Consider the following 16,836-nt stretch of genomic DNA (forward strand, 5'->3'; position numbering starts at 1 on the left):
GCAACGGAGTGGGCTAACAACCTACCTAGGAAGTGCTTGGGGTACAAGTCCCCCAATGAGTATTTTGATGAATATCTAGACCGCATATATGCAGCCTAGAGGATTGAAAAAAGTGTGCAACTTGCTATTGCAATTTAGATATCAAAATGTTTTGCTACTGTAGAATTATATCTTTGTGTGTATACTTCTTCATATCTGTGGGTGTCTTGATAAAATATTTTTGACAATGACATATAACTCATCGGTTTTCTCCTTTCTTCATTTGTAAAAAGTGCTATTTTTGATAATGAAGATTTCTTCATTTGTAAAAAGTGCCATTTTTGATAATGAACTTTCTGTTTTGCTTTAGTAGTATGTCTTTGTTTTATTATCCTAAATTAACTTCTAAATTGCAATAGTAATTTGATAGTGAATTTGAATGTAGAAAATTTTGATGCGATAATTATGGCTAGACACACTTTATGTTAGAAAAGTGGAAGTAATAAGGTTTCCATTAGAAAAGTCGACAATGTGATCATAAGTTCTTAGGTTTAACATATTCCCAAGGAGGTTGACTGTAGTATGAAAACTTATATCTTGTGTTGTCCTACTTTAGGAAAAGAACTTTTGCATGCTTTAAAAGAGTTTGGCAGTGATGCCAAAGTTGTTTTTCTACCGGACCAACTACATAATGATCCTAATGTATTGAGAAGCTATGTGCAAGAAAAAATCAATGAACTTGTGGATGCAGAGCGTATTGTAGTGTGCCCATCCGGTTGCGGTGGTGGTACTAATGGTTTAATTGCAACAAATTGCGAGCTTGTTATTCCGCGTACTCGTGATTGCTTGGATATTTTACTTTCCGGCACAGGTGTTGCTGATATTAATCGTCCTAAGCATGGTATTTTTGTAACTGACAGTTGGTTTGCGTATATGCAGCGTTCTTCCTTGGCTTTGCCGAGATTGGAAGCAAAATACGGGCAGGAGGGTGCCAAGGAATTCCTGCGTAAGATTTACAAGGGCTTCGAGCATTTCTACATTATAGATACCGGTGTCTACGATGTAACCAAGGTTGCTGAAGGCTTGCAGCCTTTACTGGAAATTTTACATGGCACACTTGATATTGTGCCCGGAGGCTATGGGATTCTAAAGAAAATTGCCCAAAATAATTTTGATGGTGATTTTTTGACAGTGCCCAAGGGAGAACAGGTACCTAAAGATTTCTATATTGTGAATACGGATTTATAATCGCAAAGTGTATAAAAGATAAAGGCTTTCCTGCTGGCGTAGGCTGTACGCCGGGAGGAAAGCCTTTTTTGTTGTTTATGCAGTTTGATAGGATTCTGACAATATACTCGTAAGTTACTTACTTATGAGTATATTAAAGTCGGTTTGCAACAATTAAATATTTCATTGATAAAGAGCGGGTAGGTCTACTAAGTGGACTTTGCCCATTTTTTCACAATCTAAAAGTTCTTGTGTGAAGCCTGATTTAGAGAAAATATAGTAATGATATTTATTGCCTCTACCAAATACAGAAGCATAGTGTTTAATAATTTCCAATTCATCAACGCCTATTTTTTCGTTCTTAAATTTGCAGGAACCAATGATATATTCATTACCAATGGCAGGAGTGCCGACAATATCAATCTGCACTTCTTTTTTTGCTTGCTTATCCGTACCCCACCATTGTCCAACGTCTGCAAGTGGAATAGGAAGGTTTTCAGCATACCGTAAAAGGTAGGTTTTACACATTTCTTCGTAAACAAGACCCATGTAAGTAGAAAGATAAGGTTGAACAGTTAGCTTATATAACTCCGGTATACGACCTGTGTTAATTGCAGAGTAATTTTGCGGAACAAAACGGTACCAGAATCTAAAGAAGTTGTCTGCAATTTGGTAAATCGTTTTACGTCCCGGCTTTTCTGTTATAGGCGTTTCTTTTCTCAGTATTCCTAATTCTATTAAAACATTGATATATTTTGTGCAAGCACTTGTTGGTAAATTAGCTTTGGTTGCAATCTCGTTAATGCGAGATGCACCTCCTGCAATAGCTGTAATGATGGTATTATATACAGCAGGTTCTCTTAATTCTTGTTTTAAAAGATTATTGGGCTCTTCGAAAAGATAGGCGGAATTATCAAAGAAGTTTTCGATAAGCGCTTCCTCAAGAGTGCTTGTTACTTGTAATTTATTAATATAATGAGGGATACCTCCTGTTATACCATAAAGTAAAGCTTGCTCAGAGTAGGATAACTTTGGGTAAAAGGCAGTGATATCTTTGTAGCTTAACGGTTGGATTTTAAGCTGACCGGTTCTTCGTCCGTATAAGGGACTTTCGTAGCCCAAGACTTGGTTTTCCATAAAGCTCATAGAGGAACCACATAAAATTAAATAAATTTTACTGTTCTGCCATTTGTGATCTATCAAATGCTGTAAGCGTGAAGAAATGCTACTATAACTTTTGGCGAGGTATGGGAATTCATCAATGACAAAAACTATTTGCTCTTGATTACCGATACGAGTTATCTCTTCAAATGCTCTATCATAGTTGGCATATACAGGACCTGAGCCGATGGTTTGTTCTTTGTAGGCGTGAATTGCATCAGAAAGTGCGACGAGATTTTCTCCAGCTGTTGCTTCTAATGCAGAGAAGAAAATAGTTTTTTTGTTTTTGCAAAATTCATTGATTAGAGCTGTTTTTCCCACACGTCTGCGTCCGTAGATAACCATACATTGAAAATTATCTTGTGCGTAGCGACGCTCTAATTGCTGTAATTCATGGGTTCTACCTAAAAACATCTATATCACCTCGCTTAATATACTCGTAAGTTACTTACTTATGAGTATATTGTAAAACGAGATGTGGTTAAAGTCAAGAATTCATATTTGTAAATATTAATGAGAATATGTTGCAAATAATGTTGTAGGTAAGAAAACAAGTTTTAAAGTATTTTTGATAATATGGTCAAATGTACCAAATGCTGTGGTATAATATTACAGTTAATACCATCTATTGTTTTAACTGCATATTTAAAATAAAATATTAGAAAAGGGGGCTTATAAATTTGTGTACTCTTCATACTAATTTTTTTCCTGTAGCTATGCAAAGCTTAGTTGTGCAATATTTGGACAAGAAAGAAGATAAGGTTACATCTAAATTGCTAAAAGCGGATGAAACTGGTCTTTTAAATTATAGACGTCGGCATAATATATTTAGAAATGTTATTGCTAATCAAAAATCTTTGCTAGACGCTGAATTGAAAAAACGTCAATGTTTACATAGAGATGATGAAGAATTAATAGCAGCTATAGATAAAATCGCTAAAAGTGCTCTGAATGCTGGTATGGAAGATTTTTATGAAGAATTTTTATATAATCTTTTTCTTCAAATAGCAAGGAACGGCAATCCTGAAAATCCTGCCGAGTATTTCAAGGCACATCCTTTAGTGTTTGCCAATGCCGGCAAGAAACGTCAAAAAGGATACTTGCAGGATGAAACAGCAGAGCAAGTATTGCAACGTGACGAAGCACTATTTAGTCAAAATGTTGACTCTTTTCTGAACGGAACTTTGCCAACAGGTAGTTATGTCCCTGTTATGACAATGCCGCTTGCACTTAAAGTTGTTGGTGCGGATTTAAAACCTGTAGAGGTAAGCTATGCTGTTCTCAATAAGATTCTGAACGTAAAGCACCCTGAGATTGACGCTAACATCATAAAGCAACTTCCGCGGGCTTTAACTGACCCTGTAATGATTTTCAAAACATATCCCGGCAAAACTGGTAACACTAGAGTTGTTGCTATGTTAGAATTGCAGGATAATAACGGGGCAATAATTGTTGTTCCTGTTGAATTGTTAAGTAATTCTCAAAATAATGCTTATCAAATCAACAAACTTACTAGTGCTTTTGGAAAAACGGATAAAAAGACCAATCTTCCTTCCAATGATTTTTTCATAAAGAAGATTAGCAATGGAGAAGTTTTATATATGAATGAAAAAAGACCACTAGCTGGGCTGGCACCTTCGGGGTCTACTTCCCCACGGGACAGTCAACTAGCAGTCTTACTACCAACAGTATAAAACAATATAATCCGAACGTCAAGACGGAAGTCGACTTAAAGCAATTAAAAAATCAATATCCAGGCTATTATCAAGGAGATAATGCCAATGCTAAAGGTATGATTAGCTGGACGAACGAGGGCAAGGCTATTATCAGCTTGTTTAAAGGGGCGGACGCGTCTACAGTTATTCATGAAACAGGACATTATTTCGTTGAGAACTTTATGAACGATAGTGCTTTGGAAACAGCAACGGCACAGGCTAAAAATGACAGACAAGCACTGCTAGACTATGTAGGAATGACTTCTGAACAGTGGGCAAGTGTTGATGTGGAAGGCAAGCGTAAAGCACATGAAAAGCTGGCAAGTGTTTTTGGTGTATATATTTATTATGGTGTAGTTCCTGAGAACTCCATAATGGGAATATTGGTAGAATTTGAATTAGTTAGCAGATATTTATCTATTACTAGAGACTTTGAAAATATACAGAAATATTTAAGTTAACATATATGACTTTGCTATAAAGTATACAAAATAACGCCATAACGATTCTGTTACGGCGTTATTTTACTTTCCCAACCCCATCCTTTTCTGCGAAAAACTTTACATTAGTACGCCTTTTGGGGTAAAATAATAAGGATTGATATTTTAGGAGACTATGGAAAATGAACTATAAAAAACTTACGGCGTGCTGCCTTACTTTGGCGTGCTTGGCTGGCTGCATCCAAGCGGAGGCTGCCTCTAAAGTGGAGAAGGCGCAGCAAAAGGCTGCCAAAAAACTGCTGCAGGAAGTGCGCAAGCGCAACGGCGCAGATAATGTTTCTATCCGCCCAGGTAGCAAAGGCGGTATTGTCATCAATACTGAGTCTAAGGATGCTAAGCAAGGGGACAAGGGGAGTGCGTCTGCTATAGAAAAAGTAGACGTAAAAGCAAATACCCAAAATCCTCCTGTTGTAAAGACAGCGCAAAAGTCCGTCCGTGCCAAAGACGTGAAGCCTATGCTGGTGGAAGACAAAAAGACAGGTAAATCCTTCTTTTTAGGGACGGAACTACCTAGCGACTACAAAAACATTAGCATTTTTGGTGATGCTGTGGCCAGCAAAAAGCAAGCTGTAAACCTTATTAAAAACAATAATCCCAAAGTGCGTTTGGCCTGCAGTGTGGAAGAACTAGTGGACCTTTATTGGCAGGAAGCGGGCAGGGAAAATGTTCGTCCCGACTTGGCGTTAGCCCAATCTTTAGTAGAAACAGGCTCCTATAGCTATGGCGGTGACGTGCAGCATCATCAGAACAATTTCTGCGGCTTGGGAACAACAGGCGGCGGTGTTCGTGGTGCTTCCTTTAAAACGCCGGAACTTGGCGCTCGTGCCCACATCCAGCACCTGCTTGCCTATACCCAAAAGAAACGACCATCTACTAAAATCGTAGACCCGCGTTACGAACTTGCTCACAATATCCGTTTGGAGCGTGGCGTGGTGGATACATGGTACGGTCTCAACGGCACTTGGGCGATGGGCTCCTACTACTGCGAAAAAATCATGGCTATGTACCAAAAAATGCTAGCCATGGAGGGAGCAGAAAAGCAGGAAGAAGTCAAGGGTAGCAGTAAAGATAAGCAAAAAGCTAAAAAACGCAAATCCATGCGTCAACGTATAGAAGAAATAATGGAGGAAAAATAACATGCATATCGTATTAGTTGAGCCGGAAATTCCCGGTAACACCGGTAATATCGCCCGCCTGTGCGCTGCTACAGGCTGTCATCTGCATTTGGTTCGTCCCTTGGGTTTTTCTGTGGACGATAAATATTTAAAACGTGCAGGTTTGGATTATTGGCATTTGGTTGATATCCATTACTATGACAGCGTTTACGAAGTTTTGGAGAAATATAAGGACAATTCCAAATTCTTGCTGACTACTAAAGCCCACAAATCCTATGCGGATGTAAAATATGATGCGGACAGTCTGCTGATTTTTGGTAAGGAGACGGCAGGCTTGCCGGATAAACTCCGCGAGGAATATCCTGAATCCTGCGTGCGCATTCCTATGATTGAGGAAGCACGCAGCCTGAACTTGTCCAACTCCGTTGCTATCGTAGCTTATGAAGCATTACGCCAAGTAGATAATTTTGCAGGACTCACTTTATACGGAGGCGAATACAAATGATTATTATTAAAGAATTTGATTTTGACGCTGCCCACTATCTGCCTGCATATAATGGCAAATGCGAGCACCTCCACGGCCACACCTACAAGCTGGTGGTAAAAGTGGAAGGCACGCCTGACCATGAGGGCATGGTTATCGACTTTATTAAGCTGAAGAATTTGGTAAAGGAACAGGTGCTGAGCCATTTGGATCACGCCTGCCTGAATGATATTATTCCTGTGCCTTCTGCAGAAAACATCTGCGTGTGGATTTGGCAAAAACTGGAAGACTTACTCCGAAGCGACCACTACCATCTGTACGAGGTAGAAGTGTGGGAAACCCGCACCAGTGGTTGCGTATATAGAGGTGAATAATTTGAAAGACGTACAAAGCGAAAAGGATTTACGACGCATCCCCTTAAAGCACGTGGGCATTAAGGATTTGCGCTGGCCTATAGAATTGAAAGACCGTACTCGTGGTACCCAACACAGCGTGGCACGAGTTACTTTAGCAGTGGATCTGCCCCATGATATGCGTGGCACCCACATGAGCCGTTTTGTGGAATGTATGCGTGACCTTGGTCCCGTAGGCTTGAACGAGATTGAAGGCATTTTGGATAAGCTGAAAGAACACTTGCAGGCGGAAAAAGCTTTCCTGCAGTTGGAATTCCCGTACTTTATTACGAAAACTGCTCCTGTCAGTGGCATGACTGCACCTATGGATATTGACTGCGTTTATAAGGCGGAGAAGGGCAGGGACTTTAAGCTGACAATCCAAGCGGTGGTACCCATGCAGACCTTGTGCCCCTGCTCTAAGGAAATCAGCGACTATGGTGCTCATAACCAACGTGCGTGGGCGAAGTTGGAAATCCGCGCTCACGAACTAGTGTGGTTGGAAGAACTGGCAGAGATGGCAGACGCCGCCGCCAGCGCTCCCGTATATGGTTTGCTCAAGCGTCCCGACGAAAAGTTCGTCACCGAACACGCCTACGAAAATCCTCGCTTTGTAGAGGATGCAGTGCGTGAACTGGCGCTGCGTTTGGAAGCGGATACACGTATTGATTGGTACAGAGCAGAAGTAGAAAGCGTGGAAAGTATCCATAACCATAATGCTTTTGCTGTTGTAGAAAAGAGTGAAGATAAATGCTGTTAAAGATTAACAAAGAATTACTGGAGCAAGCTATTGCCTCCATCGGCGCCCATCCCGCCAGCCTGCCGATTTTTGCCAATAAGGCGGAAATCCTGCCCTTTAAACTACTGCAGGTGCGCACTCCCGCTGCCAATATTTTGAAGCAGGAGATGTTGGCTGCAGGTGGTGATGCAGTAGTGCCTACAGGCTGTATCCTCAATGCCGATAAATACGTGGACGTACTGCTTTTGGGAACCCGTAAGCATTACGCACTACTTTTGAAAAAATTGGAGGTAATGGGCTACTTCGGTTTAAGCAAAGTGAAGGCGGAACTGGAACAGGCTCTTAACCCTGCACCTATGGTGACGACTTTAGCGGACGGTCGCCAGCTGACCTATGAAGAAATGTGTGTGATGGGTATTTTGAACGTTACTCCGGACTCCTTCTATGCAGGCAGCCGTGTGCCCCAAATGCAGGCTGTGCTGGAGCGTGCAGGACGTATGCTTGCCGATGGCGCAGGTATTCTTGATATTGGTGGCGAGTCCACCCGTCCCGGCAGCGACAGCGTTAGCGGCGAGGAAGAACGCAGCAGGGTAGTGCCTGTAATCGCTGCTTTGCGCAAGGAATATCCTGAAGCCGTTATTTCTGTTGATACCTACCGCGCCTCTACTGCTGAAGCAGCGTTGGCTGCAGGTGCAGATATTATTAACGACGTTACTGCCATGGAAGCAGATGCGGATATGGCGGATTTGGTAGTACGTAGCAAAGCGCCCATTATTTTGATGCATATGCGTGGTACGCCGAAAAATATGCAGCAGAACTGCGAATATGGCGATGTTGTCCAAGAAGTGGCGACCTATTTGGCAGAGCGCGCTAACATTTTACGTGAACGTGGCGTAGGTGCGGACAAGATTATTCTGGACCCGGGCATTGGTTTTGCCAAAAATAAGGAGCAGAACCTGCTTTTGATGCGTGATCTGACAACTTTAACCAGTTTTGGCTACCCCGTACTTCTGGCTGCTTCCCGTAAGACTGTAGTAGGCCAAGTTTTGGGCGGTCTGCCTCCTGAAGAACGCTTGGAAGGCACCATTGCTACCAGCATGCAGGCAGTCTATGCAGGGGCGCAAATGGTACGTGTACACGATGTCAAGGAACACACTCGCGCTATTCGGATGTTGGAAGCCATCCTGCGCCAGAGGTAACATTATGGCGGAAGTACAACATACGGCATACGTCGCTTTGGGTACTAATTTGGGTGATAGGGAAGGCAACCTGCGCCGTGCTTTAGAGCTTTTGAAGCAGCACGGAGTGCAGGTAGAACGTGTTTCCACCTTTATCACTACGGAGCCCTACGGAGTGACGGACCAACCACAATTTTTAAATGGTGCCTGCAAGGTGCGCACGACTATGACTCCCTTGGAGCTTTTGCGTACACTTTTGGCTATCGAGCAGGAAATGGGGCGAGTGCGTCTGCGCCATTGGGGCGAACGGAACATTGATCTTGATTTACTCCTTTACGAGAACGTGGTTCTAGATACGCCGGAGCTGCGCCTGCCCCATCCAGATATGCAGAACAGAGATTTTGTGCTGCTTCCCTTGGTAGAAATCGCTGGAGACGAAGTGCATCCCGTGTTTAAGAAAAAGATTAAAGAATTGTTAAATCTTATTAAATAACAAACATACCCATGACTTCCATAGTGGAAATCATGGGTATCTAATTAACTTGTTATTTCTTATTAGGTTTCGATGATGATATATTTAACATCATTCGTACATCTTTTTCCGGAAGTTCTTTGTAATTGGAAGAAGAGATAACTTTACGTCCAGTTTTCTTTTCTAAGGCTTTGCGTGCATCTCCTGCGATTTTTCCACCGGCTATGGCGGCTTGTTTGTTTTCTGTCATACCATAAACATCGTGAGTTTTGGCTATCTCTGTAGTAGAAGCTTCACCTAATGCTGTAAAAAGTAATTCTAGATCTGTCATGTGATCACGAAGATTTTCAGATGGGCGTTCTAGAGATTTTATCTTTTTGTGTTCTGACGGAGTTATACCAAATGTAGCCTTACTTATTTCTGAGGTAAGAATAGCATATTCTTTTCCTTCTTTAATGCCACGCTTTTTCCATTCTTCGGTTAAAGTATCGCGTATTGCGATTCCGCGGGTTCTTTGATCTATCCATTCATCACTGTACCCTTTGGCTTGATAAAGAGCTCTAATACGCTTTTGTGCTAACTCTGGATTTTCAATTTCGGCAATGCGTTCAGCACCAACAGTGGAAAGCCATGCTTTGAATGGTTCAGCTTTAGGTGAAGGAATGGCTTGTATGATACGTAGGATACCTTTGGTGTTGGCTACGTCCGTCAATCGCATCTTTCCGTCACCAGCTGTCATTTTCAACTGACTACAAATTGTAGTCAGTTCAACACCCTCTTTTTTTAATCTACCTTTTAGAACACTCCAATATTTGCGCGCTCGGTCTTGGGTGGGTTGATCCGTTAAAGCGCCAACAATATCGACAATAGAGAAGTACCATTGTTGTTCTTCTTCATTCCATAGAGAACGAATACTTTTAGACTGAAAAAGCTTTATTTGACTCATATAGTTATCTCCTTCCGCTTTATCTAATTTATAGTATACAACAAATTTGACGAAAATACAAGTTTGTTAGCGAAAAAGTATTCGTTATTTTGATTTATTAATAATGGTCAAGAGTAGAAGTTTTTTACATAGATATTTGCTTTTATAATATATAGAAAGTACAATATGATTATGGAGGTTGGTTATTATGCAAATAGATAAAAATACACTGTTAAACCGTTTTTCTGCTTATGTACGTATTGATACTACCAGTGATGACCGTTCCAAAACTTTTCCTTCCGCACTGCGGGAGTTGGATTTGGCACGTTTTTTAGTTGATGAACTGCTAGAATTGGGTTTGAGCGAAGTAGAGATGACGGAACATGGGTATGTGTTGGCATCCCTGCCTGCTAATGATGGCGGCAAAAGCCCTGTAATCGGTTTGGTTGCCCACATGGACACCAGCTGTGAAGCCAGCGGTGCCAATGTACAGGTAGAAGTACATGAAAAATATAACGGTGGCGATATTCAATTAAGTCCCAACGCTGCTCTGCGTCCTGCTGATTTCCCTGAGCTGCTCAATTATGTGGGACAGGATATTATCACCAGTGATGGCACCACTCTTTTGGGTGCTGATGATAAGGCAGGTATTTGCGCTATTATTACTGCCTGTGAATATCTGCTGGCACATCCGGAAGTAAAGCACGGCAAGCTGCGCCTTGCCTTTACTCCTGACGAGGAGATTGGCAGAGGTACGGAGCATTTTCCCCTGGAACGTTTCGGTGCAGACTTTGCCTATACTGTGGATGGTGGAGCTGTAGGCGAACTGAACTACGAAACCTTTAACGCTTGCAATGCCCATATCACTTTCCATGGCGTATCCGTGCATCCCGGCAGCGCCAAGAACAAGATGCGTAATGCAGTAACGATGGCGGCAGAATGGCAAATGGCACTGCCTGCAGGGGAACGCCCGGAATATACGGAAGGCTACGAAGGCTTCTACCACAGCCTGCGCATTGAAGGCGGTACGGACAAGGTAGAGCTGGATATGATCCTCCGCGACCATGATAAGAAGATTTTGGAGCAGCGTAAGGAGTTCCTGCTGAACCTGACCCGTTATATGCAGAGCAAATATGGTGCAGGTACAGTGGAGTGCAGCTTGAAGGATTGCTACAGCAATATGCGCGAGTATATTATGCCTGTGTACGAGATTGTTGAGCGTGCAGAGAACGCTATGCGTGCTGCAGGGGTAGAGCCTATTTTGGTACCTGTGCGCGGTGGCACGGATGGTTCTCTGCTCTCAGCAATGGGGTTGCCTTGTCCCAACCTGTTTACGGGTGGGCACAATTTCCACGGGCGTTTTGAGTACCTGCCTTTGCAATCCTTGCAGAAGATTACGGAAGTGCTGGTACACCTAGTGACAACGGAAAAATAAAACTGTATAAATATGAACACAGCTTCTAGATGGGGCTGTGTTTTTATTTTGGCTGAAAGCAAGCATTTTAGTTAAGTGGCGGAGGTACGCCAGTGAGGAAAATGTGAAATAATTGTGTACTGGCGAGAGGGCGCCAAGTTTAGCGAAGTTAAATTAATTAAAAAATCTTTATAGCAAAGACTCTGGCGGAGGTACGCCATTGGAGAAATACATTATTGGAATAGTCAAAGAATTTATACAATATAAAGATACTTTTGCTATATATATAAAAGGCTTGCAAAATATGTAGTAAACAACTATAATATTAGAAACGATAACGTTTGTACTCTGTGAGGTGACTCATATGGCTATAGAAGAATTCTTGTTGTCTAAGCAACGGATGTCATTTTTCTTAGGCTCTTTCTGTTTGTTGATGCTCATATCCGAGGATATGTCACCTAAGTTTGTGGAAGATCAGATGCTATCAATTTACTTTGGCGGCCTGTTCTGCACTGTTTTAACGTATTCTATTTACAATTTTTTTAATAAATTATTAGCGGATGCTATTTTCTACCAAAAGCTGTTTCTGCAGGTTAGTATTGCTTATATCTTTTTAGAAAGCTTTATCCTGATTCCGGGGATTTATTTGGATGTGTGGGATGGGCATTGGATCTTAGCATATCTTACTATTGCAGCATTGTTGAGTATTGTCTGTGTTCCCTACGCTTTGGTGGCGAAAGAGGCGGAGGCTAAATGCAAGGCCAAGCTTGGCCGGTGCGAGATGGAGTTTAGCAATTATTTGCGCAATGTGCGTCAAGCTAGCGCAGAGGCGGTGGCTGCTGCTGAAGCCAAGGCTGCTAAGTTGGAGGAAGATTTGGCGGAGGCGCATAATCTGGTAGCTTCTTTGACGGCAGAAAAGGAAGCGATGGAAGCTTTTATGCTGGAAAAGCAAGCTGCGGAAGATTTTGTGTTGGAGCAGGATGTTCAAGGCAATGTGCCACAGGAATTTGTTGATGAAAATAATGCGGCTCATGCTGAAGATATTTTAGAGAACATGGAAGAAGAGCAGGATGCAGGGGATGCGCTAACTGCTTTTGCTAAGGCTCATGGGCTGACTGCCAAGGAAAAGGATGTTTTGGAGTTGGCAGTGGAGTCGGATATTACGACGAAGAATATTGCGGAAAAGCTGTTTATCTCTGAGCGTGTGTGCCAGCGGTATTTGACCAGTATTTATGAGAAAACCAATAGTTTGTCCCGTATCAATTTGATTATTAAATATTATAGTCAGACACGAGATCTTTGAATTTATTGGGAGGGGATTGTATGATTTCTGAAAAAACAAGGCTTGTGGGTGCGCGTATCAAGTTTATCCGCATGGGAAAGCATTTGCCTCAACGTGAGGTTGCGGAGAAGGTTGGTATGAGCCAAGCCCATATGAGCAATATTGAATGTGGGCGCAGTCATGTGACTTTGGAGAATTTGATTAAGCTGAGTGAAGTTTTAGATGTAAAGTTGAGGGATTTTTTTGTTGATTTAGATGGCGTGGAGCAGCAGGTTAAGGCGGAACAGGGGATGTTTACGCTGGAAGATCTTGCTAATGCGTTGTTGCAGATTAAAAAGTAAGATTTGCTATTTACGTTTCTTGTGTTCATCTACAAAGGAGTGGGTCTAGAGACTTGCTCCTTTTTCTTTATCTACTAATTGTGTTAGTGTTGCTTTTATATTAGTAAAACAACTATCCATAGTTGTTTTAAGCGGGACGAAAATTACAGCGCTGGACAAAATGTTGACGTGGACCCTGACGTGGACCCTATAGTTTGGACACAGGCCCCCTCATATTTAGGCTGCTAGTTGCAGATATCTACTATATTCGAAGGGGGTCTTCTGCTTGAGATTTTCTTGGTAACGCTCATATCTGTAGAAATGGATGTAAGAATCTACGACAGATTGGAGTTCTTCAAAGCTACAATTCTCGTCAAATTTTACTTCTTGTTTCATATGCCCAAAGAATGATTCGCATAATGCGTTATCTAAGCAGTTGCCTTTACGTGACATAGACTGGATTAGCCCCAAATTTTTAACTGCAGTTCTAAATGCTTTGCAAGTGTAATGAACTCCTTGGTCGCTATGGATGAGAGCACCGTTGGCGAATGGCAGCTTGGAAAGCTGCTTAAGAGTATCCAGAACGAAGTCTTCTTTTAGGGAACGGGAAAGCTTATATGCAACAGGTTCTGTTGTTTGACTGTCTATTACAATGGAAAGATAGGCAAATCCTTGTCTGTATCTGATATAGGTAATATCGGTAAGGTAGACACTGTTAGGAATGCCAGGCTTGAAACGCCGTTGGAGGAGGTTGGGGACAATGCGGTCTTCCTTATTTGCTTTCCATATTCCTTTATAGGGATTAGTAGATTTCATAGGACAGATAATATTATATTTACGCATTATGCGTTGGATGCGTTTGCGGTTAAAAATAATGTCGAATTTGTTTTTCAGAACAGTTCTGAGACTTCTGGAACCCTTCTTGTAATATGGATTGCTGTTAAAGGCAAGCTTGATACAGTGCAGTGCTTGTAGATCGCGTTCTTCTTTTTCAGCACGTCCGTTTTGAGAAGATATATAGTAATAATAGCTACTTCTGGGGATGTTTAAGGCTTTGCAGAGTCCTTTTACGCAAGCGATGCCCGGATGGTGCTCTGCAGTTGTTTTGATTAGTTCACAGAGGTTTTTTCTTGTCAGTAGTTGCCCTTTTAATCGCCTCCCTTCTAGCGAGCCAGCTTTTTTTAATGCTTCTACCTGTATTTCTAATTGCTTGTTGTTCTCCTGTTGGGCAAGGAGCTTAGCTTCCATTTCATTTTTCAGCTTTTCCAGTTGCTCTATGCGTTTTGCATATTCATTAGCGAGTTGAATAGCTTTCTGCTCCTTGAGTGAAGCGATAGTTTCGTTTTTAGATGCCCTGATGTTACGTTTATCTTGTTTTAACGTAGCAATGGTAGTGTTTTTGGATTCTCGTATACATTGAATGGTTTCTTTTTGGCGTTTAATAATAGCTTTTTGGGCTTTAGAGTTTTTTGCGACAGCTACGCGATGCAAAAATCCTTCGAAACCATTTTGAGAATAAGACTCTTTCCATCTAGCGGTAGCTCTCTCGATACGTTTGCTACCAAGGATAGCAGGGTCTAGTCCTGCTTCTCTGAATATCTGAGTAGGCTTTTTGCCAGCTTGTAGTTCAGTGATGAAGTGGCATTTAAATTTATAAGTATATTTAATTGAATGAGAAGAAACGATTTCCACGTATTTGTTTTGTGAAAGGATCTTAATTTCTTCTTCTGTTAAAATTCCTCTAGCCATATTGTGAGCCTCCTAAAATAATAATAACACGATTTTCAAGAAAACCAAAAATAATTTTTTGCGTTCTTGACGTGTCCAACTTTAGGGGACCACCTCACTATACAGTCTTAAACGAATAAAAACTGGGCAATGACTGAATTTAGTAAAATTGTTGCGGGGGGGGTAAAGTGGTGGTAAAATAAGGACAATAACATTTCAAACTATACAACATCCCTATGTAAAATCATAAACTTTACTTAAATGGAGGATATACTATATGTGGATTGATGTCTTCTTTAGAAAAATTTATTATTCTATTGTTTCTCCTGATAAAGAATGCAGAAAAAGAGTTAGAGAATTAATGAACGTTAAAGTTCGCTCTCCTTTTGATAGTGACGTTGTTTTAACATTAGGAGATTTGTTGGTTTCTACCGCTATAAACGAGTACGAGATTATTCAAATTGCAAAAAGTTATGGCATTGTCCTTCCTAGTGAAGCTGTTGATTTGTCTGGAAATTCATCATTACAATATTTGTTGTATCATGGCAAAAAGTTCCATTATATTTATAATGATGTTACTGTAGGTATTGATAAGATTGGAGATACAGAGATTATTAGTGGAATTCCATTAATCCCCAATAGCCATTTAGATTCAATGATCAAAGCATACGAAGGTTCTGGAGAAAGTATTGAACAATTTTATGGTCATGCATTAGAACATGTTGTAAATGAAAAACTTAATGCTTTGGGGATAGAGTCATTTATACCAGCATCAAGTAATACTCCAGGGTATGATATACTTTGTAATAGGGAAGAATTTTTCAAAAGGTTTGGAATAAATTTACCTGAATGTAAAGATAATCCCGAAATGGGGCTTTTACAAGTAAAGAGTACAATTGGCGATGCACATGATTTTACTGGGAATACCCTAAATCATTTTTCAAAGTATTCGGATATACCTGTTGTTTGTAGTGATAAAATTTACGAAAACTTGCCTCAGGAATATACTGAAAAGTGTATCCGTACTTCTTGCATAGGTATAAATGATATAGATTTAGAAAAACAAATTAAGTATGATTTTGATATAATAAAAAGAGGAGATGTGCCAGACGTTCCGCAAGGAATTGAGTGTAGTCATTTTGATGACTATACATCAGACTTTCATTTTCCATGGATTGCAGCAGCTTCTAGGGCAGCTATTAGTGGATGGAAAAATTATAGAATGTATTCTGAGGGAATAATAGATGTTAAGCAGGGAGCCTATAATATAGGAAGGGATGTCACACGTCAAACAGTAATTAGTGGAACTACTGCGGTTGCAACTGGTTTTATATGTGATAATTTGAACTTATCTTTACAAGACTCAGTAAATGATATCACTGAAAATTTTTTCTTACCCGGAGATTGTGATTTGGGAGATGTTTGTGAAGATTTTGCGGAGATAGCAGTTGTTTTGTGTGCTACTAGTGTAATAGCATCATGCGCGAAGAAAGCATGGAGATATATTTTTGGTGATCCTTTTGAACAACTAAAAGCCCTAATAAGAAGACATAAGGCGTATGTATTATATGCTGGCTATACGTTTAAGAGCAACTCATCATTGATTATTCAAAGGGTTACTCCAGTAGATTATACAAATGTTACCGATACAATTAATACATTGGCAGCTCGCATGCAAGAACAAAAAGATAAAAGATTTAAGCCAATGGAATTTTTTGTTTTTGAATATAAGAAGGAGCAATTAGAGGGAGTACGAGCTAAATATGATGAACAGATAAATTCGTTTTCAAAGGCTATGTCGAGAATTGCTAAACTATATGACATTGATGACGAATGTAGATTTGCACAAGAAGATTCTTTAGATGCTTTGAAAACTAGGGTGCAAGAGATATATCTTAATAAGCAGGAAATAAATCAGGCTTTTAAAAAAGTAAAGTCCTTGGATGCGTTGGCTGATTTTATTACTGCTGTATTGACTGCTGAAATAAAAAATGTAACAGCAGTATTAAAGAACTCCGATTTAGAATTTATTGAAGAGATTGAGAAAACGCTGAATGATTATGAGATTGCTATAAAACAGGAAAAAGAGAAACTAAAAAGAGAAGGACATCTATAAGAATCTTAGAATTCCCAACTCAAAAAGGAGATGTAGCACTCGTCATGCTGCGTCTCCTTCGTTCTTACAACCAGTATTCTATTTCTTGA

At 40.6% G+C, this 16,836-nt stretch carries 16 protein-coding genes; 13 read left to right on the forward strand and 3 right to left on the reverse strand.

Annotation, left to right across the window (positions count from 1 at the left end; genetic code table 11):
• Positions 1-561 precede the first annotated feature (561 nt).
• Positions 562-1,227: a DUF1638 domain-containing protein gene (locus ACJMM4_RS06155; RefSeq protein WP_405383624.1), complete on the forward strand. Its 666-nt coding sequence runs from the start codon at positions 562-564 to the stop codon at positions 1,225-1,227.
• A gap of 162 nt (positions 1,228-1,389) precedes the next feature.
• On the opposite strand, the gene ACJMM4_RS06160 is transcribed toward ACJMM4_RS06155, so the two are convergent.
• Complete coding sequence (locus ACJMM4_RS06160) at positions 1,390-2,781, reverse strand: ATP-binding protein (protein WP_405383626.1); 1,392 nt, start codon at positions 2,779-2,781, stop codon at positions 1,390-1,392.
• A gap of 266 nt (positions 2,782-3,047) precedes the next feature.
• Here ACJMM4_RS06160 and ACJMM4_RS06165 point away from each other — a divergent pair, with 266 nt between their 5' ends.
• From ACJMM4_RS06165 to folK, 8 genes are all read left to right on the forward strand, one after another.
• The gene (locus ACJMM4_RS06165) at positions 3,048-4,061 is read left to right on the forward strand and encodes a hypothetical protein (protein ID WP_405383628.1); all 1,014 of its coding nucleotides are present in this window, start codon (positions 3,048-3,050) and stop codon (positions 4,059-4,061) included.
• 203 nt (positions 4,062-4,264) lie between these two features.
• Positions 4,265-4,543, forward strand: coding sequence for a hypothetical protein (locus tag ACJMM4_RS06170; RefSeq protein ID WP_405383630.1), 279 nt, complete (start codon positions 4,265-4,267; stop codon positions 4,541-4,543).
• Positions 4,544-4,704: 161 nt separating this feature from the next.
• Positions 4,705-5,718, forward strand: coding sequence for a glucosaminidase domain-containing protein (locus tag ACJMM4_RS06175; protein WP_405383632.1), 1,014 nt, complete (start codon positions 4,705-4,707; stop codon positions 5,716-5,718).
• Between the two features lies 1 nt (position 5,719).
• On the forward strand, positions 5,720-6,202 hold the full coding sequence (gene trmL / locus ACJMM4_RS06180; protein ID WP_405379955.1) for a tRNA (uridine(34)/cytosine(34)/5-carboxymethylaminomethyluridine(34)-2'-O)-methyltransferase TrmL: 483 nt from the start codon (positions 5,720-5,722) through the stop codon (positions 6,200-6,202).
• Entirely contained in the window at positions 6,199-6,555 is a 357-nt protein-coding gene (gene queD, locus ACJMM4_RS06185) for a 6-carboxytetrahydropterin synthase QueD (RefSeq protein ID WP_405379957.1), read from the forward strand. Before trmL ends, queD begins: the two co-directional genes overlap by 4 nt.
• A gap of 1 nt (position 6,556) precedes the next feature.
• Positions 6,557-7,333, forward strand: coding sequence for a GTP cyclohydrolase FolE2 (gene folE2, locus ACJMM4_RS06190; RefSeq protein WP_405379959.1), 777 nt, complete (start codon positions 6,557-6,559; stop codon positions 7,331-7,333).
• The gene (gene folP / locus ACJMM4_RS06195) at positions 7,324-8,511 is read left to right on the forward strand and encodes a dihydropteroate synthase (protein ID WP_405379961.1); all 1,188 of its coding nucleotides are present in this window, start codon (positions 7,324-7,326) and stop codon (positions 8,509-8,511) included. Before folE2 ends, folP begins: the two co-directional genes overlap by 10 nt.
• Positions 8,512-8,515: 4 nt before the next feature.
• Positions 8,516-8,983 (forward strand): 2-amino-4-hydroxy-6-hydroxymethyldihydropteridine diphosphokinase, encoded by a 468-nt coding sequence (gene folK, locus ACJMM4_RS06200; protein WP_405379963.1) that lies wholly within the window; start codon positions 8,516-8,518, stop codon positions 8,981-8,983.
• Positions 8,984-9,035: 52 nt separating this feature from the next.
• Here folK and ACJMM4_RS06205 read toward each other — a convergent pair whose 3' ends face one another.
• Positions 9,036-9,908: a Bro-N domain-containing protein gene (locus ACJMM4_RS06205; RefSeq protein ID WP_405379965.1), complete on the reverse strand. Its 873-nt coding sequence runs from the start codon at positions 9,906-9,908 to the stop codon at positions 9,036-9,038.
• 187 nt (positions 9,909-10,095) lie between these two features.
• Here ACJMM4_RS06205 and pepT point away from each other — a divergent pair, with 187 nt between their 5' ends.
• The 3 genes from pepT to ACJMM4_RS06220 all read left to right on the forward strand — a co-directional run bounded on the left by pepT (position 10,096) and on the right by ACJMM4_RS06220 (position 12,924).
• Positions 10,096-11,322: a peptidase T gene (pepT, locus tag ACJMM4_RS06210; protein ID WP_405383634.1), complete on the forward strand. Its 1,227-nt coding sequence runs from the start codon at positions 10,096-10,098 to the stop codon at positions 11,320-11,322.
• A 457-nt stretch (positions 11,323-11,779) separates the two neighbouring features.
• Positions 11,780-12,604, forward strand: a complete 825-nt coding sequence (locus ACJMM4_RS06215; protein ID WP_405383636.1) for a helix-turn-helix transcriptional regulator — start codon at positions 11,780-11,782, stop codon at positions 12,602-12,604.
• A 20-nt stretch (positions 12,605-12,624) separates the two neighbouring features.
• Positions 12,625-12,924: a helix-turn-helix domain-containing protein gene (locus ACJMM4_RS06220; RefSeq protein ID WP_405379971.1), complete on the forward strand. Its 300-nt coding sequence runs from the start codon at positions 12,625-12,627 to the stop codon at positions 12,922-12,924.
• A 216-nt stretch (positions 12,925-13,140) separates the two neighbouring features.
• Here the strand turns inward: ACJMM4_RS06220 and ACJMM4_RS06225 are convergent, their stop codons facing one another.
• Entirely contained in the window at positions 13,141-14,652 is a 1,512-nt protein-coding gene (locus ACJMM4_RS06225; protein WP_405383638.1) for an IS3 family transposase, read from the reverse strand.
• Between the two features lie 256 nt (positions 14,653-14,908).
• On the opposite strand from ACJMM4_RS06225, the gene ACJMM4_RS06230 reads away from it, so the two are divergent.
• Positions 14,909-16,747, forward strand: a complete 1,839-nt coding sequence (locus ACJMM4_RS06230; protein WP_405380686.1) for a hypothetical protein — start codon at positions 14,909-14,911, stop codon at positions 16,745-16,747.
• Positions 16,748-16,836 lie beyond the last annotated feature (89 nt).

It is taken from the genome of Phascolarctobacterium sp., assembly GCF_045124115.1.
Classification (GTDB): Bacteria; Bacillota; Negativicutes; order Acidaminococcales; family Acidaminococcaceae; genus Phascolarctobacterium_A.